Source organism: Aminithiophilus ramosus (assembly GCF_018069705.1).
GTDB lineage: Bacteria > Synergistota > Synergistia > Synergistales > Aminithiophilaceae > Aminithiophilus > Aminithiophilus ramosus.
Genome location: NZ_CP072943.1, coordinates 2,998,491 through 3,023,818, shown reverse-complemented (window position 1 = coordinate 3,023,818; position 25,328 = coordinate 2,998,491). Strand labels below are relative to the sequence as shown.

Below are 25,328 nucleotides of genomic sequence, written 5' to 3'. Positions count from 1 at the left end.
TCAGTCCTGTGTCAGGGAGAGGGGCCGGAAGGCCAGACCGCCGAAAAGGTCGTTCATCTCGGAGAAGAGGGCCTTTCCGACGAGGAAAAGGTAGATCTCGTCGGCCTTGGCGGCGGGATCGACGTCGCCGTAGCCCTGGGGGAAGAGGGTCTTGCCGACGAAGTAGGCATCGGCCAAAATGGAGCCGAAGTTCTGCGTGTACCAGTTGTAGGGAAGGAGGCCGTAGACGTGGCCCTCCTTCAGTGCCCGCAGATCCTTCCAGAGAGGCGTGTTTTTGAGCTCGTAGAGGGCTCCGGCCCTCTCTCCGGCGTTGAGCGTCGAAAGGTCGATGAAAAGATACTGGGGGTCCCAGGCCAGAAGTTTCTCTCGGGAGATCTCGGCGTGGGAGGCCCGGTCGGAAGGGGCCTCCTCTTCCGTGACGGCCCGGGCGCCGGTGAAGACGAAGGGGGGGTAGCCCAGCTCCGTCGCCGAAAGGCCGTGGGCGCCGCGGAAGCCGACGCCGCCGACGTAGCAGCCGGGGCGGTCCTCCTCGGCCAAGGAGGCGCTCCGCCGCTTCAGATCGTCGAGGGTCGTCTCGAAAAAGGCGATGACGGCTTCGGCCCGCTCCTGACGGTCCACGACGCGTCCCATGGTCCGCAGCGAGGCGTAGAGGGCCTCCCGTCGATCCAGGAGGTTGCCGTAATCGAGGGGGATGACGGGAATGCCTGTGGCCTCCTGAAGCTCGGCGGCGGGCGTTCCCGCCTCGGGATCGGTCTTGAAGATGACCTGAGGTGCCTCGGGAAGACCCAGGATCAGCTCGGCCCGAGCCCGGCCCCGGAACTCTCCGAAGAGGGGCAGATCACGGAAGGCGGGATTGGCCAGGAAGTAGGGGCGGGCGTCCCTGGCCTCGCTGCGCTTTTCGATGTCCTCGACGGCGGCGATGAGGTCCTGGGCCTGAAGGTAGGTCAGCAGGCGCAGGGCCCCCGAGCCGGAGCAGAGGACCTTCCGGGCGGGGCCGTCGAGGGCCAGGGGGCTGCCCAGGGCGTCGACGACGTCCGAGGCGAGGGCCTGACCGGCCGCGAAGAGGGTCAGGAGCACAAGGGCCGCAAGGGAGAGAGACCGAGTCCTTTTCAACGGGTGGACCTCCTTGGGGAGAAAAGATGACTGCCTTTTAGCCCGAATCATAGCACTAAATAGCGAATAGGTAACATTGAGGGCGGACGATTTTCTTGACCGCCGAGAGGAAAGAGCGTATAAGTTATTGAGAACTTTTCTCATATAAAAGCGGGGAGTGAAGTCTGCATGTCTGACTGTCAGAGCTGTTCGTCCTCCTGCGGCGAAGGGGGAACCTGTCCGGGCCAGGCCAAAGAGCCCATCGACAAGAGGGGCGTCGGCCGTTTCGTGGCCGTCGGCAGCGGCAAGGGAGGCGTCGGCAAGAGCACGACGACGGCCCTCCTGGCCGTGGCCATGGCCCGCAGGGGGTGCCGGGTCGGGATCCTCGACGCCGACGTGACGGGCCCCTCCATCCCCAAACTGCTGGGCATCCGCGATCCCCTCGTGGGAACCGTGGCGGGGATGATTCCGCCGGCCTCGGCCAAGCTGGGGATCCGCGTCATGTCCGTCAATCTCCTTCTCGACGATCCGGCCAAGCCCGTCGTCTGGCGGGGGCCGCTCATCGCCAATCTGCTCAAACAGTTCTGGAACGACGTGGAGTGGGGCAACCTGGACTATCTCTTCGTCGACCTGCCGCCCGGGACGGCCGACGCCCCTCTGACGGTCATGCAGAGCCTTCCTCTCGACGGGATGGTCCTCGTCACCTCGCCCCAGGGCCTGGCCGAGCTCATCGTCGAGAAGGCCTGTCACATGGCGGGCATGCTCGACGTCCCCCTTCTGGGCGTCGTGGAGAACATGAGTTTCGTCCGCTGTCCCGGCTGCGGACAGGAGCTGGATCTTTTCGGCCCCAGCCACGTGGCCAAACTGACGGAACGTTTCTCCATGCCCCTTCTGGGACGTTTCCCTGTCGACCCGACCCTGGCCCTTCTCTGCGATTCCGGCCGCGTCGAGGACTACGGCGAGGCGGAGCGTCTCGAAGATCTCGCCTCGGCCCTGGAGGCCTCCCTGGCCGGATCGCCCGTCAAGGGGGCCTGCTAGCCCCGGCCTGTTCCCGAAAGAAGAGGTCCCCTCCGTAAGGAAGGGACCTCTTCTTTTTTGGGCCTCCGATCCCGTCGGGGCCCTACTTGAACCATTTGTCGTAGAGGGCCTGGCGGTTGGCCTGGACCACGTCGTCGACGAGAGACTTCAGTTCGGGATCGACATCCCGGGGCAGGGTGACGCCGAAATGTTCTTCGGTGAGGAGCTCGTCGATGACGGAAAGGCTCCCGTCATTCTTGGCCTCCGTCAGGGCCAGGGGGCTGTCGAGGAGGGCGGCGTCGATGAGCCCCTTCCTGAGGGCGTTCATGACGTCGGGAACGCCCGGGAGGGGGAGGAAGGTGTTTCCCGCCAGCAATTCCTTGGCCGTCGTCTCGCTTGTCGTCGCCTGCTGGAAGCCGAGCTTGAGCCCCTTGACCTGGTCCAGGGCCGTAAGGTTCTTCGCCTTGAGGGTCAGAAGAAGCTGGCCGGCCGAGAAATAGGGCGCCGAGAAGGTCACCTTTTCGGCCCGTTCGTCGGTGATCGTCGCCGCCGTGCACATGAGATCGACGCCGAAGACGGGCCAGCCGCCGTCGCCCCAGGCTCCGCTTATGGTACCCGCCTCGCCGTCGCCCCAGGGCAGAGAGACGACTTCGAGGGAGACGCCGGCGGCCTCGGCGATGGCCAGGGCCAGGTCGTAATCGAGGCCCAGATTTTTGTCCCCCTCGCGGAAGTGAAAGAGGCCGTAGTCCTCGTCCTCCATGGCGACGCGCAGAGTGCCCCGTTCCCGGATCTCGGCGAGAGTCGAGGCCGAGGCGGGCAGAGCCGCAAGGGCGGCCACCAGGACGAGAAGGGCAGAGAAGGCCACAAGACGTTTCACGAAAAAAGCACCTCCCAGAAGATGGAAAAAGATGCCTTGATCATATTCCTTAATGGCAAAAAAATCAACTAAAACTTTTGTAACTTTTTAAAGAAGATTTTGTAATTAAATATCAAGACAGAAAGCTCTTAGCCTCTCTCCGGATTTCGGTCCAGAAGGCGGACCACGTTGCGGAAAATCGCCTCCAGGGGCTCTCTGATCCGTTCGAGGGGGGGAATCTTCTCCGCCTGGGCGGCGGCGATGGCCCTGTCGAAGGGAATGGCGCCGAGCAGGGGGAGATCGGCTTCGTGACAGAACCGCTCGAGTTCGCTCTCCTCGTCGGGGGCCAGGCCGGCCTTGTTGAGGACGACGGCCAGGGGAAGACGGAAGGGTCTCGTGACCTCGACGAGGCGTTTCAGGTCGCTCAGGGCCGATCGAGAGGCCTCCGTCACGGCCAGGACGATGTCGGCGCTGCTCATGGCCGACAGGGCCGGACAGGCGATGCCCGGCGGTCCGTCGACGAGGATCCAGGAGACGCCGCTCTCTTCCGCCTTTTTGCGGGCGCCGTCTTTGATCTGCTGGACCAGCTTGCCCGAGTTGGCGCCTCCCGGGTCGAGACGACCGTGGAAGAGGGGGCCGTAGACGGTGACGCTCTCGCAAATCTCCCCTCGGGGAAGAGGGGTGAGGGTGATCGCCTTGGCGGGGCAGAGATGGAGGCAGAGGGCGCACCCCTCGCAGGCCGAGCCGTCGACGACGGCCTTGCCGTCGACGACGGTGATGGCCCCGAATCGGCAGCTCCGGCTGCAGAGGCCGCAGCCGAGGCAGGCATGCCCGTCGACGGAGGCGACGGCCATGCCGACGAACGGGTCCCTCTTGATCGGCGTCGGGTCGAGGAGGAGCCCCAGGTTGGGGGCGTCGACGTCGGCGTCGCAGAAAAGGGCCTGCCCGGCCAGACGGGCCGCCAGAGAGGCCGTCACCGTCGTCTTTCCCGTGCCCCCCTTGCCGCTGACGACGACGATTTCCCTCGCCCTCACGATCGGGCCTCGCGGAGATGGCTCCAGAGGAGCCTCATCCCCTCCTGCCAGAGGGGGTCGAATCGGGCCGGCGCCTCGCCTCGGGCGTAGCGCGAGGCCACTTCCCGGGAGAAGGGGAGTCGGAGGGCCACGGAGCTTCCGTACCGCTCGGCGAGGCCGTCGATGTCGGCCCCGCCGAGATCGGCGCGGTTGACGACGACATGGGAGCGCTTTTTCAGTTTGGCGAGGACCTGAAGGGCCAGTTCCAGATCGGAGGCGCCGAAGGGCGTCGGCTCCGTCACGAGAACGACGGCGTCGGCGCGGCTCACGGCGGCCACCATGGAGCAGGAGCTTCCGGGGGGAGCGTCCCAGACGGTGTCGCCGTCGAAGGCCTGGGCGGCGTCGAGGGTCGATTCGATGACGGGGACGGGGTTCATCTGCCCCGTCCAGAGCCGTCCCTCAAGGAGCTCGATGCCGTCGCAGCGGCAGCGACGGATCTCGCCCAGAGGCCTCTCTTCCTCGAAGATGGCTCCCTGGGGACAGATGTGGGCACAGAGGCCGCAGCCGTGACAGAGTTCGTGCGAAAAGTAGACCTTCTTCCCGAAGACGTTGACGGCGCCGAAACGGCACTCTTTGGCGCAGAGGCCGCAGCCGTCGCAGCGACTCTCCTCCACGAGAGGCCTGGGGCGGGTGACGAGCATGCTCTCCAGGGAGGGACAGCCGAGGATGAGGGCCAGATTGGGTTCCTCCACGTCAAGATCGACGGCCAGGACGTCAGGGGAACAGAGGGCCAGGGAGGCGGCGACACAGCTTTTGCCCGTGCCCCCCTTGCCGCTGGCGACGGCGACGCGCATCAGCCCTTGCAGGTGTCGCCGCAGCCCCCGTGCCCCTCTGTTCCGTGGGTGCAGAGGCTCCTTCCGCCCTTCAGGGTTCCGTCGACGAAGGCGGCGAGGACTGAATCGACAGGTCCCTCGGCTCCGGCGATGACGTCGATTCCGAGAGCGGTGAAAAGCTCCTGGGCTTTGGCGCCCACGCCTCCGGCGATGACGAGCTGGATGCCCCGATCCTTCATCCACTGGGGGAGGAAGCCCGGCGCGTGCCCTGGGTTGGGGACTTCGTTCTTTTCCGTGAGGGCGCCGTTTTCGACGGTGGCCAGGGTGAAAAAAGGCGTGTGACCGAAGTGAGGACAGACCTGTCCCGCTTCCGTTGCGATGGCGAGTTTCACTGAAATTCCTCCCTGCCGAATTTGTCTTCCACACTCAGCGTGGTGGAGGCCCGTACCGCAGGCCTCCACCACGTCGTGACACCCTCTACCGGGACTCCGCAGCGCGGAGCCTCTCCTCGAGGGCCTCCGTCCGGGCTTTCATCGAAGCCAGCTCCTCTTCGAGGCGCCGCTGTTCGTCGACGAAGACTCCGCCGTCGCGGGCCCAGAGGCGGCGGCGAAAGCCGGAGCCTCCCATTCCCATGGCGAAGCCGCAGCCCACGGTGCCGCAGACACCCCTACCTCGTCCGCTGCGGGACCCCCGCCCCATCGGGCCGGTCCTGTCAAATCCGGGCATGGCGCAGACCTCCTTTTTGAGAAGTATTCTCAATAGAAGACTACGCCCCTTTCTCCTTCCTGTCAAGAAGATCGACGACGATGGCGGCCGTCAGAGAGGCGAGGCTCTCGCCTTCGGGGCGCCGACTCAGATCGATCGTCAGGGGGAAAGGCGAATCGCCGTTCCAGATCAGTCGGTCCTGGCCCTGACGTCGGGCCTCCTCGACGGATCGGGCGACGAGGTCGGCCACGAGGCCCGATCGCTCTTCGCCGGGCACGACGGCGACCATGGTCAGGTTTTCTCCCTGGAGGGAGGCCGTTCCGAAAAGGTGTCCCTTCGCGTCTTCGACGAGGAGCGTCACGTCGGGACAGTCCCGGAAGGGGAGGTCGTAGCGTTTCAGAAGCCCTTCGACGGCCCGGCGCTCCGGGGCGTGAAGGCCGCGGACGGAGCGGAAGCTGCGGGAGGCCGTCATGACGGGCCTCCGGTCTCTTCCGAGGGAGGGGCTTGCCGTCGGACGCCTTCGCCGGCGAGCAGGGCGAAGAGATGGTCCCGGGCCTTTTGCTGGTCGTCCTGGATCGTTTTGAGCCGTTCTTCGACCTCTTCGATCGTGGCGGCGATTTCCCGAGAGGCCTCCTTGGAGCGGGTGCTGAGATCGTTGATCTCTCTGGCGATGACGGAGAAGCCTCTCCCCGCCTCGCCGGCTTTGGCCGCCTCGATGGCGGCGTTGATGGCCAGGGCCTGGGTCTTCGACGCGATGGCCCCGACGGAGCGGGTAAAGGTCCTGAAGTCGCCGATCCTGGAGAGGACCGAGGTCAGGGCGGTCCCCACGGAGGAGGCTGCCTGGCGGACCTGGAGGGTCCTTTCGCCAGAGGCGTCGAGAGCGCCCGGGGGATCGAAGACGTCGCGGCTCTGCTCCTGTTGAGAGGTGTACATCTTCGGAAGATTCACTCCTTTCGATCGGTCCGATAGGGCAAAAGGGAGGAAGAGCCCTGGGGCTCCTCCTCCCTGAGAGGTGGACGGATGGCGACGGAAGCGCAAGGAGTTTCGAGGACGGAAGGAGGCGGGGGAGGCCCGTCGGAGATCCCTCTTCAGGGCCTTCGCCCCGAAGGGGGGCGGCTATTCCGGGCACCTCTCGGCGCGCGATCGGTCCGCCTTCCGTGCCCAGGCCTCCTCGGCGGCCATGACGATGGCGTTGGCGGCGGGAAAGAAGGTCTGCCAGGGCTGGGAGCTGTAGTCGAAATTCATCAGGTCTTCGATGGTCGCCGATGACTTGATGGCCAGGGTCAGCAGATCGATCCGTTCGGCCACGGCCTCGCCTCCGAAGGCCTGTCCTCCCAGGAGGCGCCCGTCGTCATCCCTGAAGATCAGTTTGACCCGAACCTTCGTGGCCTCGGGCATCATGGGGAAGCGGGACGTCGTCTCTCCATGGCCGACGACGACGTCGATTCCCTTGCGGAGGCAGAGTTCCTCCGTGAAGCCCGTCCCTCCGACGCGGAGCTTTTCGACGACGGTGGCCGCTCCGTTGAGGAATCCCTGGTAGTGCCACTCCTCGCCGACCATGTTCCGCGCCGCGACTTTGGCCATGGGGACGGCGTTGGTGGCCAGTTTCCCCCCGGCGATTTCGCCGTCGATGAAGGAGCGGTACTCGCAGCAGTCTCCGGCGGCCCAGACTCCGGTGATGTTCGTGGCCATGGCGCTGTCGACGACGATGCCCGTCCTGCCGATGTGGAGTCTCGTCCCCTCGAAAAGCTCGACGTTGGGACGGACTCCGGCGGAGACGACGATGAGGTCGTCCCTGCCGCCTTCGTTGAGTCCCAGGCGGTCTCCGTTGGAGAGAAGGAGGCCTTTGACGACGCGCTCCCCGTCCTGTTCCACGGCGCAGAGGCCCACGCCGGTGCGGACGTCGACGCCGAGGGCCCGGAGGCGGTCCTCCAGGGGGGAGGCCATGTCGGCGTCGACGAGAGCGGGCAGGATGTGGGGAGCCATCTCGATGAGGGTCGTCTTCAGGCCTCGGCGGGCGAAGGCCTGGGCCATTTCGATGCCGATATTGCCGGCGCCGACGACGACGGCCTGTCTCGATCTCTCTGTCATGGCCCCCAGAATGGCGGAAAGATCCTCTTCGGTCTTGACGGGGAAGACGTTACGTGCGCCGTCCAACCCCTGAATGGGGGGAAGGACGGGACGGGCGCCCGTGGCGATGAGGAGGCGGTCGAAGGGGAAGAGGCCGTTCCGGCCCGTGTGGATCTCCCGGGAGGTGAAATCCACGCGCGTCGCCTCGTCGATGACCAGCCGGGCGCCCGTATCGGTGACGAGGGCGTCGGACTTGCAGACCTTCTCCTGTCCGAAAAGGCCCTCGATGACATAGGGGATGGCACAGTAGATCATGCTGGCCCTCTCCGGTCGGATCATGGTGACCTCCCAATCGGGACGTTTTCTGCGCAGAAGCTTCGCTGCCGTGATCCCTGCAGGGCCTCCGCCGAGAAGGACGACTCTCTCCACGATGATTCCCCCTTGTTCTTTCGCTTGTTGCGATTTATTCTCAAAAGGAACGACGAGGGAATCATAGCATATACCCATGGAGGTATCAAGGGGCGATTCCGTCCTTTATTCTCAGGAGGTGCGTGACCATGAAGTGGGGAGTCGCAGCGGAAGGAAAAGATCTGGAGAGCATGACGGCCGAGCGTTTCGCCCGGGCCCCCTGGATTCTCGTCGTCGAGGGGGGAACCGTCGTCGAGGCTTTTGAGGCTCCGGCATCGGAGCTGGGCCACGGGGCGGGATCTCACGTCGTGCAGATCCTGGCCGACAGGGGCGTCGACGGCGTCCTTGCCCGCCAGGTGGGGCCCAAGGCCGCCGATGCCCTTCGTCTGGGGGGCCTCAAGGTCTGGCAGGTGCCGGGCGGAACGGTTCGCTCCGCCGTCGAGAGCGCCGAGCGGGGCGAGTTGCAGCCTCTCTAGGCTGGCTGGGGGGAGAGAGAGGCCCGGGGCCTCTCTCTTTCAGGGCGTCGAGAGCTCCCGTCAGAGCGTCGTCGCTATGGAGGCGGCGTAGTTCCTCAGGTTGGCCAGACGGGTGTTGATGCGCTTGGCGTAGACGGCCGACGATCCCCCGTAGTAACGTCCCAGGGCCTTGTCCCTGTCGCCGTAGGCCCGAAGATAGCGCCCCAGGAGCAGGCAGCCGGCGGCGATCCCCTTTTCCGGGTCGTGGAGTTCGTCGGGGGAGAGGATGCCGTTGACCTGGAGGAGGCGCTGGTGGACGCGCCAGACGACCTGCATGACGCCCATGGCGCCGTAGCGGCTTCTGGCCTCGCTGTTGAAGTGGCTTTCCGTGTTGGCCACGGCGACGGCCAGGTCGACGGGAACGCCGTACTTGCGGCTGTAGTGGACGAAGGCGGCGGCCTGCCGCCAGGCGGAGAGGGCATCGACGGAGCCGTTCTGGCTGCGGATGTAGCGGGCGAGGAGTCCCACCTGTTCCTGGCGGGCCTGGCTCCAGTTGGGGAGGTAGCGGAGAGCTGTCTCGGGAAGTTGGCGGATCCAGAGGACGAGTTCGGCGGCGGAGAGGTCCATGGAGGAGAGGGCATCGGTCACGGTGGCGTGGAAGGTGGGGACCTTGGGTGTCCCTTTTGCCGCGGGTTTGACGAGGAAGCGGTTCCAGTCCGTCGTCGCCATCGGCGTCGTTTCCCGCCCCATGAGGAAACGGCTCCAGTTCGTCGGTTCGGGCTCGGGGCTTCCGGGAGGAGCCACGGCCTGAGCCTGGGTGGTCTCGAGGACCATGACGCCCAAAAGGGCGATGGCCGCAGCGGCGACCACGATCAGGGCTGCGGTGAGTCTTCTCATCAAAATTCCCTCCTGTCGGCGGCGCGAATCGTGCCGTGCTTCCGGGGGGTCTGGTGCTGGAAGCAGGAAAATTATAGCGGATGATGACGAATCGGCAAGTTTTGACGAACAATGTAACAACCGGGTTGTTTTTCCGTCGGCGACAAACCCCAGTCTGACAAGACTATAGGCGACAAGACGAAAACGGTCAATTATTAGACGAATGCAACAAAAAGGGGACCTCCCGGCCGGGAGGCCCCCTTTCGGATTTGGGAGATCAGCTTCGGGGGAGGCGGACGGCGAAGAGGGCTCCTTCGTCGCGCCTGGAGGCCGTCAGCGTGCCTCCGTGGCCGACGATGATGCCTTTGGCGATGGCCAGCCCCAGGCCGTAGCCCCCGTGGGAGAAGCCGACGCGGCCTCGGTCACGCTCGCCGCGCTGGAAGCGCTCGAAGAGCCCCTCGATTTCCTCCTCGACGAGGCCGACGCCGTTGTCGGCGAAGGTCAAAAGCCAGCTCTCCTCATCGGCCTCGAGGGAGAGGAGGACGTGGCCGCCCTCCTCGTCGCCGAAGCGCTTGCGGACGTATTTGACGGCGTTGTCGACGAGGTTGCCCAGGGCCCGTCTCAGCTCCGCCGGTCTTCCCCGGAAGGGGGCTGACGGCGCGAGACGGCGCTCGATGACGATCCGGCCCGCCAGGGGATTGTCGCTCTCGTCGCGGGCGAGGGTCTCCAGAAGCGACGACAGATCGAGGTCCTCCTCTTCCTCCGTGGGGGGGCCGCTTTCGAGGCGCGAGAGGAGGAGGAGATCGTCGACGAGGGACGTCATCCGCTCCTGCTGTTCGATGATGCAGTCGGCGTAGCGTCGGCGCTCTTCGTCGGAGAGTTCCTCCGACGAGAGGATCAGCTCGGCGGCGGCGCGGATGGCCGTCAGGGGCGTCTGAAATTCGTGGCTGGCGTCGGCGACGAAGGTCTTGCGGGCCTCTTCGAGACGGTGCCGTTCGGTGAGGTCGGTGACGACGACGAGGGCCCCTCCCTGGAGGCGCACGGCCTGGGACTGGAAGAGGCGGGGGCTCTTGTCGCGGAGGAGGAAGGTGGTCTCGGCCCTGCCCGAGCGGGCCGTCTCCTCGATGAGGGCCGTCATCTCCGGCACGCGGAGGACGCCCTGGCAGGGCCGTCCCTGGACCCTGTCGGGGCGGTCCCGGAGAAGAGGGGCGATGGAGCCGTTGGCGAAGCGCACCCGGCCGGAAGGGTCGGTGACGACGACGCCGACGGGGAGGTTTTCCAGAAGGAGCTGAAGGTCGGACCGCTCGGCCTCGAGGTCGGCCAGGGTCTCCTTGAGGCGGGCGGCCATGGTCCTGAGGGCCGAGGCGAGGGCGTCGATCTCCTTGGGGCCTCCGCTGGGGAAGCGGGCCTCGTCGCCCTTTTCGATGGCCCGGGCCGCCTCTTCGATCTCCCTGAGGGGCGTGGCCAGACGGGAGGCCAGCCAGAGGCCGACGGCGACGGCAAGAAGACCGGACAGGGCGAAGGCCAGAAAGAGGCGCTGTCGGAGGAGGAGGAGGGTCTCGCCGATGGAGGCCAGGGAGTAGGAGGTCCGGACGACGTAGACCGTCCCGTCGGGAGCCTGGGCCCGTCGGGCGACGTAGAGGAGGTCGGCGCCGAGGCTGCGGCTGTAGCGGACGTTCTCGCCCCGTCCCTCGTCGAGGGCCCGGGCGATCTCGGGGCGGTCGCGGTGGTTGTCGAGGCTCTCGGCGGCGACATCGCTGTCGTAGAGGACCCTGCCTCCGCCGTCGACGACGGTGATGCGGTCCTGCACGACGCGGTGCAGGGCTTCGAGGCGGCTGAGGTCGGGGAAGTCCTCGGCGATGACCGTCGCCAGGACCTGGCTGTGGATGTCCAGTTCGGAGAGGGCCTTGGCGTGAAGGCGGTCCCGAACGAGGCCCGACAGGGGGAACCAGGCCAGGAAGAAGCAGAGAAGGACGGTGGCGACGATGAGAAGGGAGAGTCGGCTTCGAAGCGTTTTCATGACGGATCGTCTCCTCGGTGAAGGCGGTAGCCCCGCCCCCGAAGGGTTTCGATGAGGCTGGGCGTCTCGGGATCGGTCTCGATCTTCCGGCGCAGCCGCCAGATGTGGACGTCGACGGTGCGCGTGTCGCCGCCGTAGAGGCCCCAGATGCGGGCCAGCAGCTCGTCGCGGGAGACGGTTCGTCCGGCGTTCTTGGCCAGCAGCTCGAGAATGCGGTATTCGGTGGGGCTCAGGTCGAGAGGTGCCCCGTTCAGGAAGGCCTCCTGTCCCTTGAGGTCGAGGGAGAGGGGGCCGCACTCCAGCGTTCCCCCCTCATCCCCTCCCGTTCCGGTCCGCCGGAGGAGGGCCTTGACGCGGGCCACCAGCTCCAGGAGGGAGAAGGGCTTGCGAAGGTAGTCGTCGGCCCCCAGTTCGAGGCCGGCGACGACGTCGCGCTCGTCGCGGCGGGCCGTGAGCATGATGACGGGAATGGTCCTCGTCGTCTCCGATTCCTTCATGCGGCGGCAGATCTCCCAGCCGTCGAGGCCGGGGAGCATGAGGTCGAGGATGACCAGATCGGGGCGGGTCGTCTCGATCATCTCCAGGGCGCGGTCTCCGTCGTGGACCTTTTCGGGGCGAAGGCCCTGGCGGCGCAGCCCCTCGGCGACGAGGTCGGCGATGGTCGCCTCGTCTTCGACGACGAGGACGCGCTCACCGGCCATGGGCGGCGTCCCGGGGCGCCTTGGGGCGGCGGAACTGGGAGGCGCTGACGACCTTGCCCGTGACGGCGTAGAGGACCCGTTCGGCCAGGTTGGTGACGTGGTCGGCGGCCCGCTCCAGGTTGCGGGCCACGGTGATGAGGGCCGTTCCCTCCTCGATGATGCGGGGGTTCTCCATCATCATGAGGAGCATCTCACGGAAGATCTGACGCTCCAGGTCGTCGATGGGGTCGTCGAGGGCACAGGCCTTTTTGGCCTCTTCCACGTCGCCGTTGATGAAGGCCCTCATGGTGGCGTCGATCATCTCCTGAAGGATCTCGCCCATTCGGGGGATGTCGATGAGGGGCTTGACGAAGGGGCGGTCGGAGAGTTTGAGGGCGAATTTGGCGACGTTGACGCCCAGATCGCCGATGCGCTCCAGGTCGATGGCCATGTGGGAGATGGAGGAAACGGTCCGCAGGTCCTGGGCGACGGGCTGAAAGCGGGCGATGAAGAGGAGGCACTCCTCGTCGATCTTGAGGGCCCGGCTGTCGAGGTCGTCGTCGCTGTCGATGACCTCCTGGGCCAGGATCCTGTCCTGGTGACAGAGGGCCCAGAGGGCCTTGCGGACCGCCTCTCCGGCCCGGTTGGCCAGGTTCAGGAGATTGCGGCGCAGGGCCTCCAGCTCGCCGTCGATGGTCTGTCTCACGTTGAGGTTGTCCATGACTGTCTCCTCTCCTGGGCCTAGCCGAAGCGGCCCGTGATGTAGTCTTCCGTCCGTCCGTCCTGAGGCGACGTGAAAATGAACTGAGTGGGTCCCGTCTCGACGATCTCGCCGTTGAGGAAAAAGGCCGTCTCGTCGGAGATGCGGGCCGCCTGCTGCATGTTGTGGGTGACGATGATGACGGTGAAGCGTTCCTTGAGGCCCCGGACGAGCTCCTCGATTCGGGCCGTGGCCATGGGATCGAGGGCCGACGTGGGCTCGTCCATGAGGAGGACTTCGGGTTCGACGGCGATGGCCCGGGCGATGCAGAGGCGCTGCTGCTGGCCTCCCGACAGGGAGAGGGCCGGCGTGCGGAGCTTGTCCTTCACCTCGTCCCAGATCGCCGCGCCCCTGAGGCTTCTCTCGACGATGCCGTCCAGCTCGTGACGGCCCGTGACGCCGTGGAGGCGCGGGCCGTAGGCGACGTTGTCCCAGATCGACGAGGGGAAGGGGTTGGGCCTCTGGAAGACCATGCCGACGCGACGACGGAGGGTGATGACGTCCCGTCCCGAGGCGTAGATGTCGTCGCCGTCGAGGAGGACCTCGCCTTCGACGCGGGCACCGAGGACGAAATCGTTCATCCTGTTGAGACAGCGTAGGAAACTGCTCTTTCCGCAGCCGGAAGGGCCGATGAAGGCCGTCACGGCCCGCTCGGGAATGGCGATCTGAATCTGCTTCAGGGCCTGGAACCGATCGTACCAGAGATCCATGGACGATGTCTGGAATTTGATGGCTTTTTTCACCGCGATCGCACCTTTCTGTCGGCCGTCAGTTTTTGTTCAGGCGAAGCCGCGCACGGTAGACGACGCCGACGAGAGTGACGCCGAGGACGAGGACGAGGAGAACCAGGACGGTGCCGTACTGGATGGGACGGGTCTGATCGATGGCCGTCCCCGCCGTGGCCAGAACGAGGATGTGGTAGGGGAGGGCCATGACGGGCTCCAGGAGGCTTCGGGCCACGTGGGGCGTGAAAAAGGCCGCCCCGGTGAAGATGATGGGGGCCGTCTCCCCGGCGGCACGTCCCACGGCGAGGATGGCGCCGGTGATGATGGAGGGGAAGGCGGCGGGGAGGACGACCTTGTAGATGGTCTGCCACTTGGTGGCCCCCATGGCGTAGGAGGCGTCGCGGTAGTCTTTGGGGACGGCGGCCAGGGCCGCCTCGGAGGCGCCGACGATGACGGGCAGGGCCAGGCAGCCCAACGTCAGTCCCGCCGCCAGAAGCGAGGCGCCGAAGCCGAGGGCGATGACGAAGAAGGAGAGGCCGAAGAGGCCGAAGACGACGGAGGGAACGCCGGCCAGGCTTCGCACGGCAAGCCGCAGCAGCCGCGTGAAGAAGTTGTCCCGGGCCCACTCGACGAGGTAGACGGCGGTGAAGACGCCGACGGGGAAGGCGAAGGCCATGGCGACGAGAAGAAGCTGAACGGAGCCTACGAGAGGCGTGTAGATGCCGCCCTTCGTCATGGCGTCGCGAGGGGGTTCGGTGAGAAATTCCCAGCTCAGGACGCTCCACCCGTTGCCGATGAGGAAGGCGAGGATTCCCGCCAGAAGGAGAAGGACGCCTCCCATGAGCAGGTAGAGGCCGAGCGTGACGAGGCGGTCCTTGAGGCGACGGCCCGAGGAGGTCATGCGCGCCACCGCCTTCCCTGCCGTTCGATCCAGAGGGCGCAGAGGTTGATCGAGAGGGTCATGGCCAGAAGGAGGAGACCGGCGAAGAAGAGGACGTGATAGTGGGTGGAACCTATGGGCGTCTCGCCCATCTCGGCGGCGATGGTCGACGTGAGGGGGCGCACGGGGTCCATGAGGGATCGGGGGATGACGGCCGCCCCTCCCGAGGCCATGAGGACGACCATCGTCTCGCCGATGGCCCGCATGACGCCGAGCAGGCCGGCCTGGAGGATCGAGGGGAGGGCGGCGGGGAGGACGACGCGCCACGTCGTCTCCAGTCGCGTCGCCCCCAGGGCGTAGGAGGCGTCGCGCAGGTCCCGGGGGACGGAGGCCAGGGCGTCCTCGGCCAGGGAGGTGACGATGGGAAGAATCATGACGCCCATGAGGAGCGAGGCGTTGAGGAGGTTGAGCCCCGTCAGGAGAGTGAAGCGCTCCTGAAGCCAGGGGGCCAGAACGACCATGCCCAGGAAGCCGAGGACGACGGAGGGGAAGAAACCCAGAATCTCCAGGAGGGGTTTGAAGACCTCGCGGAGTCCGCGGGGGCAGATCTCGGAGAGAAAGACGGCCAGTCCCAGGCTGACGGGCACGGAGAGGGCCGAGGCCAGAAAGGTCACGGCCAGAGATCCGGCGATGAGAGCGAGGAGGCCGAACTCGGCGGGCTCGGCCGTGGGGTACCAGAACTCTCCGCTCAGAAGGGCCCCCAACGTCGTTTCCCTGAGGGCGGGGAGGCTTTCCCGAAAGAGGAAGTAGAGAATGAAGAGCATCACGGCCAGGCCGCTGGTGGCGACGACGGCGATGAGCGCCTTGGGCAGGCGGTCGGCCTTGAGGGCGCTTCGGTCCTTCATGACGACAGCTCCTTTTCGATTCGAGAGCGACCGGACCGCTTGCGGTCCGGTCGCCTGTGCAGAGAGGGGGAGGAGGGGCTAGCGGATGGGGACGTAGCCGGTCTTGGCCACGATTTCCTGGCCGGCGTCGCTGAGGACGAAGTTGATGAAGTTCAGGGCGTCGCCTTTGGGCCAGCCGCGGGTGAACATGTAGAGGTAGCGGGAGACGGGGAACTGGCCGCTGCGGGCCGTATCGGCGTTTCCGGTGATGCCTTCGACGGAGAGGCCCTTGACGGATTCGTTGAGGTAGCCGATGCCGATGTAGCCGATGGCGAGCTTGTTCTGGGCCACGGTCTGAACCATGGCGCCGTTGGAGGCGACGACCATCGCCTTGGGAGAGACCTTCTCGCCCTTCATGATCTTCTCTTCCCAGGTCTCGTAGGTGCCCGAGCTTGTGTCGCGGCCCACGACGGCGATGGGCTGGTCGGCGCCGCCCACCTCTTTCCAGTTCGTGACCTTTCCGGTGTAGATGTCGCGAAGCTGCTCGATGGAGAGGTCCTTCACTCCGTTGGAGGGGTGGACGACGGGGAGAAGGGCGTCGAGGGCGATGCCGAAGGGAACGGGATAGGCCCCGCCGGCCACGGCCGCCTCGACCTCTTTGTCCTTGATGAAGCGCGAGGCGTTGGCGATGTCCGTCGTCCCGTCGATGATGGCCTTGATGCCGTTGCTGCTGCCGCCGCCGGAGACGGAGATGTTGACGTCGCCGTGGGCCTCCATGTACTTCTCCGCCGCCGCCTGGGCGATGGGCAGAACCGTCGTCGATCCGTTCATGGCCAGGTCACCGGCGAAAGCGGCGCCGATGGAGAGAGTCAGAGACAGCAAAGCGGCGAGGAGCACCTTCGTTACCTTCACAGAACATTCCCCCTTGACGATCGTTGGTTTCCGGAAGGGGCTCGATGGCCCTTCCTCTTGATCGTCAGTATAGGGGGAGGGCGTAACGGAGGCTTTACGGCTCTGTCACGGCTCTGTTACGCCCTCGGGAGTTCCGTAACGGTCCCTACGAGGTCCCGGATGCGGTTCCGAGGGGGAGCGACTACAATGAAAGGGAGACGATCGAAAGGGGGGACGGGGCCATGGCCTTTGTCTACGGTGCGGCCATCTCCCGGCTTCGGGAGGAGACGATGAAACTGAAGGCCTCTCGGGAGGCCCTTCTCAAGGGTGCGGGGCAGATATACCTGGAGGGAAACCGCTTCCTCAACGCCCTGGCCACGGTGGTTTCCCACGGCGGTCAGGAGGTCTCCTTCTCCTGGGGGACGATGGCGTTCACCGTCGCCCTGGGCGACAAGGGGAAATACGTCTGCAAATACGACCCGACGACGGGTGACGGAGAGCTGAGGCGCTACGTCGATGACATGGGGCTCGATCTCAGGCTGGCCTGTCTGCTCTATATCCTGAATCACTCCGACGACGTTGCCGCCGCCTGCGCCGAGGCCGTACGGGCCAGGAGGGAAGTGGTCGACGAGGGGACGGCCCTGATGGAGCGCCTGACGACCTAGTCCCTCTCGTCCGGGCCGGTCGCTCCTTCGAGGCGGACCCTGAGGGGCCCGACGACGTCGAGGTGCACGTCGCTCTGGGGGAAGGCGATGGAGATCCCGTCCTGGCGGAAGAGCTCGGTGATGCGGTAGCGGAGATCGCTGCCGACGACCAGGGCCGAGGCGAAATCCATATGGACCCAGAAGTAGAGGTCGAAGACGAGGGCGCTGTCGCCGAAGTCGCTGAAGACGACGAAGGGGGCCGGCTTGGGGAGCACCTTGAGGTGCTCCGATGCCGCCTGGAGAAGGAGCTCCCGGACGCGTTTGGGGTCCGAGTCGTAGCCGGCGCCGACGGTGACCTTGCTGCGCATGATGCGGTCGCCCAAGGTCCAGTTGATGATCCGGTTATCCAGGAGGTAGCCGTTGGGCATCATGACGTCGGCGTTGTCGAAGGTGCGGATCTTGGTGTAGCGGCTGCCCACTTCGATGACGGTGGCGAACATGCCGTCGACTTGGATCATGTCGTTGATGCGGAAGGGCTTCTGCATGAGGATGACGAAGCCGCTGATGAGGTCGGAGAAGAACTTCTGGGCGCCGAGGCCGATGCCGATGGCGAAGGCGCCGCCGAGGAAGGCGAAGGCCGTGAGGGGAATGTTGACGACCCTCAGGGCGGCGAGGAAAAAAAGAAGGATCAGCAGGTAGAAGGAGAGGTTCTTGGCGGCCTGGGCCGCTCCCAGCTCCATTTCGAAGCGCGTCAGCAGCTTGTCGCCCACGTATTGGGCGGCGCGTCGGCTCGCGACGGAGCCGATGACCATGAGAACGAGGGCGATCAGAAGCTTGCCGACGGTGACGCCGTGATCGCCGCTGGTCCAGAGCTCGGTCTGCCAGACCTCGACGACGCGACGGCGTCCCATGGACGTCACTTTCTCCGCGAGTTGAACGGCTCCGATCGTCTGTTTGGTCTCCTCGACGAACCGGTCGTTGAGGGCCGAAAGACGCAGCACGTCGGAGAGGGCGGCCAGGTTGTTCTCGATGGCCGCCGAGAGATCCGTCTCTCTTGTCTTGAGGTTTTCGACGACTTTCGGCAGAAGGTTGGCCGCGGCCAGGTCGCGGTTGAGCGACTCCCTGTTGCTGGACAGAGTGGTCTGGTAGGCCTGCAGGGCCGACAGGGATTCGTCCAGCTCCTCCGACCAGGCCTCGGCGCTGTTCTGGAAGGCGAAAAGCTCCTCCGAAGGGAGGCCTCCTTTGAGCATGGCGTACCGGGCCCTCCAGATCTGCTGGGCCTTGGAGGCCAGGTCGATGCGTCCTTGCAGCAACTCCAGATCCGACTGAGCGTAGGTGAGTTGCAGCGTCTTCGTCTGCAGCTGGGCCGAGGCGACGAGAGCCTGGTCCTCCGTCTGTGCCTTCTGGACGACCGCCTGCGCCTGAGTCAGCTCCTTCTCCAGCCTTTCCCGGAGGCGGATTCCCTCTTCGACGCGGCGGCTCAGATCGGCCTTGCGGGTTTCTTCAGCTTTGAGCTGGGACTGGAGATCCTCTTCGCTGTAGACGAGGTTCTTGGCGACCCAGTCGCGGTTCTGACGGGCCAAGTCGATCTCGATGGCCAGCTTTTTTTCGCTCAGGGCGGTATTGGCCATGAGCTTCTCCTGCAGGAAACTTTCGGCCCGGTTCTGGGCGATGGCCAGATCGGCCAGGCTGATCCGCCAGGCCAGGCCGGGAGAGGGCTCTCCGCCGCGGACCCCGTCGGCCAGTCGTCTCCTGAAGGCCTCGGCGTCGCTCAACCCCGTCTTGGCCCGTTCGAGAGCCCGTTGGGTCAGAGCCTTGGACCTTCGCAGAGCGTCAAGCTGCTGTTGCAGGCCCTGAAGGTGTTCCGTCTGTTCGTCCAGGAGAGAGAGGGGATAGGGCGGCTCCTGTTGGAACGCCCGGCCTCCGGAGCTGGCGGCCTCCTCGATGGCCTGCGTCTCTTTCTGCAGCCGCTCCGCGCGGGAAAGGGTCGTCGACAGCCGGCGGTAGAGCGCCTGCAGGGCCTCGAGGCGTTCCCGACGCTCCGCGATCTGCGACGGCTCCAGGCCGAGACGGGCCGCCTCCAAGGAGAGATCGGTGCGCATCGCCTCGGCGATGGCGTCGTCGAGACTTCGGGCCCGCTCCTCCAGGGCCTCGACGTCGGCCGTGGTCACGTCGAAGGCCCTGGCCTCGGCAGAGAGGAGGGCCGAGAGGAGGAGCAGGGCCGGAATCAGAAGGACAAGGGGGAGGGACAGGCCTCTTTTCATGGGCGACCTCTCTTTCTCGGACAGATGGAGCCCGAAGTCGCGGGCAAAGCGCCGTGGAAGGGTCTTCGACGGGGCCGCGAGACGTCTCCGGGATCGAGGGACGGGCCTCGAGTCCGGGCCGACCGGGCGTTTCGAACGGACCTCGGATCGGCGGGCCTGACGGGGTCGGTCCGGTTCGACCGGGCCCGCCGCTTCGGGGCACGACCGTCACGCCACAGGCGTTTTGCGGCGTGTCCGACGCTTTGGCCTTTCTTTGTCCGTGGGCTCAGGGGCACCCCGATCCACCGGCAAAGACGGAACGGCAACCGCCATCGGCCTGGCCGGGAGACGTCCGGGGGACGGAGACGGCTGTCTCGAACCCGCATCGGCGAGGTGATTGGAACGAGCCTTGAATCGGCGGATCCGACGGAGTTTGTCCTGACGAGCCTTCGGTTTAAGGGGCAGGAGACAACTCGATTTTTTTATTCTACCATGCTTGTTGCCGTCGCCCTTTCCCCCGATCGTCACGGGCCCTTCGATTGCGGAGGGGGGTGCGACCCCTATAATGGGAGAACGATAACGGGGAAGAGAGAGAAGAGGCCTTCCCGTCGACCGGAAAGGAGAGGGAAGAACATGATCAGACTGGTGCTTCTCAGACACGGCGAAAGCGACTGGAACAGGGAGAACCGCTTCACGGGCTGGACCGACGTGGACCTGTCCGAAAAGGGCCTCGACGAGGCCCGAGCCGCAGGCGACCTTCTCAGGGACGAGGGATACACCTTCGACATCGCCTTCACCTCCGTCCTCAAGCGGGCCATCCGGACCCTCTGGATCGCCCTCGACAGGATGGATCTGATGTGGCTTCCCGTCGTGCGGAGCTGGCGCCTCAACGAGCGCCACTACGGGGCCCTCCAGGGACTCAACAAGGCCGACACGGCGGCCCGCTACGGCGACGATCAGGTCCTGGTCTGGCGTCGCAGCTACGCCGTCCGGCCTCCCGAGCTGGAGCGCTCCGACGAGCGCTGGCCCGGCCATGACCGCCGTTACAGGGAGATTCCCGAGGAGGATCTGCCCCTGACGGAGTGTCTCGACGACACGGTCCACCGCGTCCTCCCCTTCTGGCACGAGACGATCGTCCCGGCCCTTCGCTCGGGCTGCCGCGTCCTCGTCGTGGCCCACGGCAACAGCATCCGGGCTCTCGTCAAATACCTCGACGGCATTTCCGACGAGGCGATCGTGGGCCTCAACATCCCCACGGGCATCCCCCTCGTCTACGAGCTCGACGAGGAGCTGCGGCCGCAGAGACACTACTACCTCGGCGATCCCGAGGCCGCCGAGGCCGCCGCCGAGGCCGTCGCCCGCCAGGGCCGGGCCGGGGCCTGAGACGGCGCCTCCGCCCCGGGCTTTTCGCGGAACCCGGGACGGAGGCGTTGCCTTTCCCGATCTCCTGTATTATGATCGGGTTGAAACGAAGGGTTTTGCGTGAAAGCGAGGACTTTGCGCCGAGGCCCTTTGAGACCGACCTCGATCGTCTTCCCTTCCCTCCCTTTTTCCTTATCGATCTCCTTCTCCGCGCCAGGCCCTCGCCCGGGAGAGCGCTCTGTCCGAGCGTCTTCGGTCGCGCCCCGTTTGCGGGGCGCAGAAGGAGGGATGGACGATGGAAGGCGGAACGACGTGGATCGTCAACATGGTCCTGATTCTGGGCATCACCTTCGGCGGTTTTGCCTGGTGCATCTGGAAGACCATGCAGGGCCAGGAACGGCGCGCCAGGGAACAGAAGCGCGATTAAACGGGCGGAGGCTTTCTGAAGGGGCGAGGTCTTCCTCCCGTCCATCGGCGCGCAACGAAGGGTAGGGAGGACGTCGACGGGACCGTGCGGCTCCAGGGAAGGCGACCGGCTCCCGCAGGGGAGAGGCGCTCCGGGAGAGGGTCGAGGGCCGATCCGACGGCGAAGGCCTCTCGGGTCCGCCTTTCGGATACATGGAGCGGGGAGGCGACTCTGTCGCCTCCCCGCTGCGTATGGATTCCGCGAGCCCCTCCGGCGCCGCTCGAAAGGCGGGACACGCCCGCCTCTTTCACCGTCAGGCGCCGTTGTTGACGGAGGGATCGCCTGCCGGGATCTGGGGGGTCTTCCACCGCGGCGCCAGGGCCCGGTAGAGCTCCTCCGTGACGAGGTAGAGGGCGAAGCGCCCCTCCTCGACGAGGCCGATCCGGTAAAGAGGCGTGCCGTCGCCTCGTCGCTCGAGGGTGAGGGCGAAGGTCTCCCCCTTGATCGATGACAGGGGGCAGGCCTCGGCGATGTAACGTCCCAGAATCCTCTGCCCGTCGCCGGGGTAGGAGGAGAAAAGGCCGGAGATGCGCCCGTCGAGGTGGATCTCGTCCCCTCGCGTCGTCGTCCAGGGGAGGGGAGTCCCCTCATGGAGGTCCCCCTCTTTTCCCGCATCGACGGGGGCGAGGAGTCTCTCTTCCTGCGGGAGGGTCCACTCTCCGCCCGACGTCGCCGCAGCCGTTCCCAGAAGGCAGAGAAGGACGAGAGCCCCCGGGGCCGAGAGGCGCCTCACGGCCTCAGTCGCGGCTCCAGGCCGACGAGGCGGCCGTCTCGGCGAAGACGGCCTCGATGGCCTCGCGGGCCAGGTCGATTCCCTCGGCTCCCTTGGCGTCGCTGAAGGCGTCGAGAAGGTGGCGGGCCTCGTCGCCCTTGCCTGCCTTGATCAGTGCGGCATACTCCGTCTCCATCGTCGCCATGGCGCCGAAGAGGTCCTTCTCGTAGGGATCGAAGAGGTTACGGATGGCGCCGTGGTAGGATTCGTAGGCGCCGAAGGCCATCTTGGAGATGATCATGAAGAGGCTTCCCGCCTCGGGCGTCGTGAAGCGGGGATCGACGCGGGAGGCCCCGACGTAGAAGGGGATGAAGAGGCTGTTGCAGGGCTGCATGAAACAGTGGAGCATGTAGCCCAGTTCATTGGGGATGCCGGGACGGGCGACGAGGATGGCCGACGAGGCCGTGATGCCCTCGAAGGCGTGGTGGCAGATGGCCCGGGGGAAGATCGTGCGCTCGAAGGTGTCCTTTTCCGGGAACTGGGTGATCCACTCCTGCATGTCGGCGTACTTGCTGCTGTAGAAGGGGATCTGGTTCAGCTCCAGGACGGCACCGCTGGGAAGGGTGTAGGTGTCGTAGTGGTCGCGGACGAGGGGAAGAACCGTCTCCGGCGAGATCTTGCCGTCGATGGCGCCCAGAAGTTCCATGGCCCGACGGTAGCGCATCTCCGTGTTGTAGAGGATCTCCGTGGCGGGGCGGTCCTTGAGGTTCTCGTTGTCGTCGGGGTAGAGCGTCGTGCCGCCGTAGACGGCGCGGAAGTTGATCTTCTTCACGTCCTTGTCGATCCAGCCCTGGGAGACGGCGAAGGAGATAAGGTCCTCGGCGGCCAGGTCGTAGTCGTCGGTGATCTGGAACTGGTTGGACCGGGCCGTGTAGGTGTTCTCGTACTTCTTGGCCACCCAGCGGTAGCCGGCGATCTCGACGACCCAGAGCTCCTTGGGGTCGGCGATCTCGAACATGATGGAGTTCCAGGCCTGGCCGTACTTCTCCGTCAGCTTCGTGAGGATCTCGACGCCCTCCCGGGCCGTTCCGGCCCGCTCGAGGACGAGGCGGATGTAGTCGTTGTCGTGAAGTCCCTCGGTGAAGGCGAGGGCGTCACGGGTGGGGGCGTCGTTGTCGGCGACGAGGACCTGGCGTTCGTTGATGCCCATGCCGTAGCCCCAGCGGCCGGCCGAGCGGGAGCCGACGAAGCGGTAGGTCTTCTCGACCTGGGGAATGTCGATGTAGGCCCCTCGATAGACGTCCTTCGAATCGTGGCGGGCCGCCTCCTCGAAGGCCACCTCGCTCAGGGTGTGGGAGCCGAGGTCGCGGTTCTTGGCGATGAGGGACCCCTTGCCTTCGGCCAGAACCGTGCCGTGGGCGATGAAGGTGGTGCACTCGCCGACGAAGCCCGTCATCAGGCGGTCGGCCGCGTTCAGGATGAGGAGATCGTCGTAGGCCACGCCTGACCCTTGGGCGACGCCCTCGATCCAGGCCATCTTGTCGGGGAGGACCTGGCGGTAGAGGGCCTCCCGTCTGCGGGCCTCGGCGAGGACGGAGCCGTAGTCGATTCCCTGGGCGCGCCCCTTCTCCAGGAGCTCGCCGACGCTTTCGGCCACGGCCTCGGCGTTGGCCCGGCCGTAGGCCCTGCCGTCCCGGCGGCTCGCCTCGGGATCGGCCCAGGCCAGAGAGGCCAGAAAGACGAGGGAAAGGGCGATCAGGAGAGCGAGGCTCGGGCGGCGGAACGTTCTGTTGCTCCACATGGACGGTCACCTCCATCGAAATGAACGGGAACTCTTTTCAGTCTAGAGTTGCAGCGTGAAAAAATCAAGCCATAGAGGAGCGGGATGAAAGGTTTTTTCAGAAAAATATCATTAAACTATATAGCTCTCGCCGACGCAGGGTTCGCCTTTGACAGGGACCTGTAAGATTATTAAAATATAGGATATTCAGGCCGTCGATCGGAGAGAGGTTTCAGAACCCCTTTGGCTGCCGTCCTCGCGAGAGGCCGGAAAAAGGAGGCCGAAAGGTGAGAGCATCGGTGCGCCGTACCCTGAACGTCTTCCTTTTTTTCCTGGCCGTTGCGCTTGCCGGTCCCGTTCCTCTCGGGGCCGGAGAGGTGCCTCTGCGCGTCGGTACCGATGCCGCCTATCCTCCCTATGTCCTTCGCGGCCCCTCGGGCCTGGCCGGTTTCGACGTCGACCTCGTCGAGGCCCTGGCCGCCCGGCTGGGCAGGGAACTCGTCTGGATCGACAGGCCCTTCACGAACCTCATCGACGCCCTCGTCGAGGGCGAGATCGATCTGATCGCCTCGGGCATGAGCGCCACCGAGGAGCGGGCCCGGCGGGTGGCCTTCACCGAGGCCTACGAGATCTCGCGGAGCACCTTCGTCGTCCCTGCCGGATGGCCCCCCCTCTGTTCGCCCGACGACCTGAAGGGCCGACGCGTCGCCGTCATCGCCGGCACGGTTCAGGAGGTCTACGTCACGACCCTGGAGGGACTGGATGTCTTGAGCCGTCCGACGACGGACGACTGTTTCGATGCCCTTCTATCCGGCGAGGCCGACGCCACCCTGGTCGACCGTCCCGTGGCGGTCTCCATGGCCGGCCGCGAGCCCTTCGTGGGGAAAATCGCCCTGGCCCTGGACTGGGAGATTGCAGGATCGGCCAAGGCCCTGGCCCTGCGGCGCGACGACAGGGAACTTCTGGAGGCGCTCAACGGGGCCCTGGCCGACCTGAAGGCCGAGGGCGTCCTGATCCGTCTCCGCGACAAGTGGATGGCCTTCCGTCTCTGAAGAGGATGTTCCTTTTTCGCCCCTGAGGGGCACCCGCCTCGCGGCGGATTCCCGTCCGCCACCGCGACGACAGCAGGCCCTCCGGCCGGAAGCCGGAGGGCCTGCTGTCTGTGGCTCTACCCTTTCTAGCCTTCCGCGCCGTTCCGGACGGGTCCTCCCATGAGGCGCAGCAGGCCGTCCAGAAGGGTCCAGGGGCTGGGCGGACAGCCGGGGATGTAGCAGTCGACGGGCAGGAGCGAGGGGGCTCCCCGTAGCGTCTCGTCGTGACCGGCGTAGAGTCCGCCCGAGACGGCGCAGCTTCCGGCGGCGATGACCAGGCGGGGCCGGGGAAGGGCGTCGTAGGCCTTCCTCAGGGCCAGGGCCATGTTGGCCGTCACCGGTCCCGTGACGAGGAGGCCGTCGGCGTGACGGGGCGAGGCGGAGAAGAAGATGCCGAAGCGTTCCATGTCGAACGTCAGCGTCCCCAGGACGTTGCAGTCGGCCTCGCAGGCGTTGCAGCCTCCGGCGCTGACCTGACGGAGGTGGAGGCTGTGGCGGAAGGGTGAGGGACCTTGCGTCTCGAAGAGGGGGCGTGCCGGGCCGGGCCGGACGAGAAGGTCCTCCCGGCGGCGGCGGGCAAGGCGATAGTCGCGGGAGAAGGCGATCTTCCCTCGTGCGCAGGCCCGGGCGCAGGCGCCGCAGAAGAGGCAGAGCCCCATGTCGAGGACCAACTCTCCGTCGTCCTTCGAGAGGGCTCCCGTCGGGCAGACGTCGATGCAGCTTCGGCACGTCCCGGGACAGCCGCCTTCGAGGAGGGGCAGTCCCCGGAAATCCTCGGGGAGGGTCGGCGGCTCTTTCGGAAAGGGGTGGGTCCTGTACCCCTGAAGGAGGCGGGCCCTGATGATGTCCAGCATTGAAAGACCTC

Annotated in this window: 27 protein-coding genes; 6 read left to right on the top strand and 21 right to left on the bottom strand. The window is 66.0% G+C overall.

Annotation, left to right across the window (positions count from 1 at the left end; genetic code table 11):
* Positions 1-1,113 (bottom strand): iron ABC transporter substrate-binding protein, encoded by a 1,113-nt coding sequence (locus tag KAR29_RS13660; RefSeq protein WP_274373545.1) that lies wholly within the window; start codon positions 1,111-1,113, stop codon positions 1-3.
* A gap of 168 nt (positions 1,114-1,281) precedes the next feature.
* Between KAR29_RS13660 and KAR29_RS13655 the strand changes: the two genes are divergently transcribed.
* The gene (locus KAR29_RS13655; protein ID WP_274373544.1) at positions 1,282-2,130 is read left to right on the top strand and encodes an Mrp/NBP35 family ATP-binding protein; all 849 of its coding nucleotides are present in this window, start codon (positions 1,282-1,284) and stop codon (positions 2,128-2,130) included.
* A gap of 82 nt (positions 2,131-2,212) precedes the next feature.
* Here the strand turns inward: KAR29_RS13655 and KAR29_RS13650 are convergent, their stop codons facing one another.
* The 8 genes from KAR29_RS13650 to KAR29_RS13615 all read right to left on the bottom strand — a co-directional run bounded on the left by KAR29_RS13650 (position 2,213) and on the right by KAR29_RS13615 (position 8,015).
* Positions 2,213-2,986, bottom strand: coding sequence for a substrate-binding periplasmic protein (locus KAR29_RS13650; RefSeq protein ID WP_274373543.1), 774 nt, complete (start codon positions 2,984-2,986; stop codon positions 2,213-2,215).
* A gap of 128 nt (positions 2,987-3,114) precedes the next feature.
* Positions 3,115-3,999 (bottom strand): ATP-binding protein, encoded by an 885-nt coding sequence (locus tag KAR29_RS13645; protein WP_274373542.1) that lies wholly within the window; start codon positions 3,997-3,999, stop codon positions 3,115-3,117.
* Positions 3,996-4,832, bottom strand: a complete 837-nt coding sequence (locus KAR29_RS13640; protein WP_274373541.1) for an ATP-binding protein — start codon at positions 4,830-4,832, stop codon at positions 3,996-3,998. Before KAR29_RS13640 ends, KAR29_RS13645 begins: the two co-directional genes overlap by 4 nt.
* A complete protein-coding gene (locus KAR29_RS13635; protein ID WP_274373540.1) occupies positions 4,832-5,203 on the bottom strand; it encodes a NifB/NifX family molybdenum-iron cluster-binding protein in 372 nt (123 codons plus the stop codon). The genes KAR29_RS13640 and KAR29_RS13635 overlap by 1 nt, the downstream gene beginning before the upstream one ends.
* Before the next feature lie 85 nt (positions 5,204-5,288).
* Positions 5,289-5,537, bottom strand: coding sequence for a DUF5320 domain-containing protein (locus tag KAR29_RS13630; RefSeq protein ID WP_274373539.1), 249 nt, complete (start codon positions 5,535-5,537; stop codon positions 5,289-5,291).
* Between the two features lie 40 nt (positions 5,538-5,577).
* Positions 5,578-5,988, bottom strand: a complete 411-nt coding sequence (locus tag KAR29_RS13625; RefSeq protein ID WP_274373538.1) for a hypothetical protein — start codon at positions 5,986-5,988, stop codon at positions 5,578-5,580.
* A complete protein-coding gene (locus KAR29_RS13620) occupies positions 5,985-6,464 on the bottom strand; it encodes a methyl-accepting chemotaxis protein (protein ID WP_274373537.1) in 480 nt (159 codons plus the stop codon). The genes KAR29_RS13625 and KAR29_RS13620 overlap by 4 nt, the downstream gene beginning before the upstream one ends.
* A 168-nt stretch (positions 6,465-6,632) precedes the next feature.
* The gene (locus KAR29_RS13615; RefSeq protein WP_274373536.1) at positions 6,633-8,015 is read right to left on the bottom strand and encodes an NAD(P)/FAD-dependent oxidoreductase; all 1,383 of its coding nucleotides are present in this window, start codon (positions 8,013-8,015) and stop codon (positions 6,633-6,635) included.
* A 128-nt stretch (positions 8,016-8,143) separates the two neighbouring features.
* On the opposite strand from KAR29_RS13615, the gene KAR29_RS13610 reads away from it, so the two are divergent.
* Positions 8,144-8,470 carry a NifB/NifX family molybdenum-iron cluster-binding protein gene (locus tag KAR29_RS13610; protein WP_274373535.1) on the top strand — a complete coding sequence of 109 codons (327 nt, stop codon included), beginning with the start codon at positions 8,144-8,146 and terminating at the stop codon, positions 8,468-8,470.
* Between the two features lie 60 nt (positions 8,471-8,530).
* Here KAR29_RS13610 and KAR29_RS13605 read toward each other — a convergent pair whose 3' ends face one another.
* The 8 genes from KAR29_RS13605 to KAR29_RS13570 form a co-directional block, all read right to left on the bottom strand.
* Positions 8,531-9,346: a transglycosylase SLT domain-containing protein gene (locus tag KAR29_RS13605; protein WP_274373534.1), complete on the bottom strand. Its 816-nt coding sequence runs from the start codon at positions 9,344-9,346 to the stop codon at positions 8,531-8,533.
* A gap of 256 nt (positions 9,347-9,602) precedes the next feature.
* Positions 9,603-11,345, bottom strand: a complete 1,743-nt coding sequence (locus KAR29_RS13600) for a sensor histidine kinase (RefSeq protein ID WP_274373533.1) — start codon at positions 11,343-11,345, stop codon at positions 9,603-9,605.
* Positions 11,342-12,046, bottom strand: a complete 705-nt coding sequence (locus KAR29_RS13595) for a response regulator transcription factor (protein WP_274373532.1) — start codon at positions 12,044-12,046, stop codon at positions 11,342-11,344. Before KAR29_RS13595 ends, KAR29_RS13600 begins: the two co-directional genes overlap by 4 nt.
* On the bottom strand, positions 12,036-12,746 hold the full coding sequence (gene phoU, locus KAR29_RS13590) for a phosphate signaling complex protein PhoU (protein ID WP_274373531.1): 711 nt from the start codon (positions 12,744-12,746) through the stop codon (positions 12,036-12,038). Before phoU ends, KAR29_RS13595 begins: the two co-directional genes overlap by 11 nt.
* 20 nt (positions 12,747-12,766) lie before the next feature.
* Complete coding sequence (gene pstB / locus KAR29_RS13585) at positions 12,767-13,528, bottom strand: phosphate ABC transporter ATP-binding protein PstB (protein ID WP_274373530.1); 762 nt, start codon at positions 13,526-13,528, stop codon at positions 12,767-12,769.
* A gap of 25 nt (positions 13,529-13,553) precedes the next feature.
* Positions 13,554-14,411: a phosphate ABC transporter permease PstA gene (gene pstA, locus KAR29_RS13580; RefSeq protein ID WP_274373529.1), complete on the bottom strand. Its 858-nt coding sequence runs from the start codon at positions 14,409-14,411 to the stop codon at positions 13,554-13,556.
* Positions 14,408-15,295: a phosphate ABC transporter permease subunit PstC gene (gene pstC / locus KAR29_RS13575; RefSeq protein ID WP_274373528.1), complete on the bottom strand. Its 888-nt coding sequence runs from the start codon at positions 15,293-15,295 to the stop codon at positions 14,408-14,410. Before pstC ends, pstA begins: the two co-directional genes overlap by 4 nt.
* Before the next feature lie 78 nt (positions 15,296-15,373).
* Positions 15,374-16,186, bottom strand: coding sequence for a phosphate ABC transporter substrate-binding protein (locus KAR29_RS13570; protein WP_274373527.1), 813 nt, complete (start codon positions 16,184-16,186; stop codon positions 15,374-15,376).
* 221 nt (positions 16,187-16,407) lie between these two features.
* Between KAR29_RS13570 and KAR29_RS13565 the strand changes: the two genes are divergently transcribed.
* Positions 16,408-16,830: a hypothetical protein gene (locus KAR29_RS13565; RefSeq protein ID WP_274373526.1), complete on the top strand. Its 423-nt coding sequence runs from the start codon at positions 16,408-16,410 to the stop codon at positions 16,828-16,830.
* On the opposite strand, the gene KAR29_RS13560 is transcribed toward KAR29_RS13565, so the two are convergent.
* Positions 16,827-19,073, bottom strand: a complete 2,247-nt coding sequence (locus KAR29_RS13560) for a mechanosensitive ion channel domain-containing protein (protein WP_274373525.1) — start codon at positions 19,071-19,073, stop codon at positions 16,827-16,829. The two genes, KAR29_RS13565 and KAR29_RS13560, sit on opposite strands and share 4 nt — an antisense overlap.
* Positions 19,074-19,685: 612 nt before the next feature.
* Here KAR29_RS13560 and gpmA point away from each other — a divergent pair.
* Complete coding sequence (gene gpmA / locus KAR29_RS13555; RefSeq protein WP_274373524.1) at positions 19,686-20,435, top strand: 2,3-diphosphoglycerate-dependent phosphoglycerate mutase; 750 nt, start codon at positions 19,686-19,688, stop codon at positions 20,433-20,435.
* A 274-nt stretch (positions 20,436-20,709) separates the two neighbouring features.
* Positions 20,710-20,841 (top strand): hypothetical protein, encoded by a 132-nt coding sequence (locus KAR29_RS13550; protein ID WP_274373523.1) that lies wholly within the window; start codon positions 20,710-20,712, stop codon positions 20,839-20,841.
* Between the two features lie 292 nt (positions 20,842-21,133).
* Here the strand turns inward: KAR29_RS13550 and KAR29_RS13545 are convergent, their stop codons facing one another.
* Together KAR29_RS13545 and KAR29_RS13540 are read right to left on the bottom strand one after the other, a co-directional pair.
* Positions 21,134-21,613 (bottom strand): hypothetical protein, encoded by a 480-nt coding sequence (locus KAR29_RS13545; protein ID WP_274373522.1) that lies wholly within the window; start codon positions 21,611-21,613, stop codon positions 21,134-21,136.
* A 4-nt stretch (positions 21,614-21,617) separates the two neighbouring features.
* Positions 21,618-23,393: a C69 family dipeptidase gene (locus tag KAR29_RS13540; RefSeq protein WP_274373521.1), complete on the bottom strand. Its 1,776-nt coding sequence runs from the start codon at positions 23,391-23,393 to the stop codon at positions 21,618-21,620.
* A 266-nt stretch (positions 23,394-23,659) separates the two neighbouring features.
* Here KAR29_RS13540 and KAR29_RS13535 point away from each other — a divergent pair, with 266 nt between their 5' ends.
* Positions 23,660-24,424 (top strand): transporter substrate-binding domain-containing protein, encoded by a 765-nt coding sequence (locus tag KAR29_RS13535; protein ID WP_274373520.1) that lies wholly within the window; start codon positions 23,660-23,662, stop codon positions 24,422-24,424.
* Positions 24,425-24,549: 125 nt separating this feature from the next.
* Here KAR29_RS13535 and nuoB read toward each other — a convergent pair whose 3' ends face one another.
* Positions 24,550-25,317, bottom strand: coding sequence for an NADH-quinone oxidoreductase subunit NuoB (gene nuoB / locus KAR29_RS13530; protein WP_274373519.1), 768 nt, complete (start codon positions 25,315-25,317; stop codon positions 24,550-24,552).
* Between the last annotated feature and the right edge of the window lie 11 nt (positions 25,318-25,328).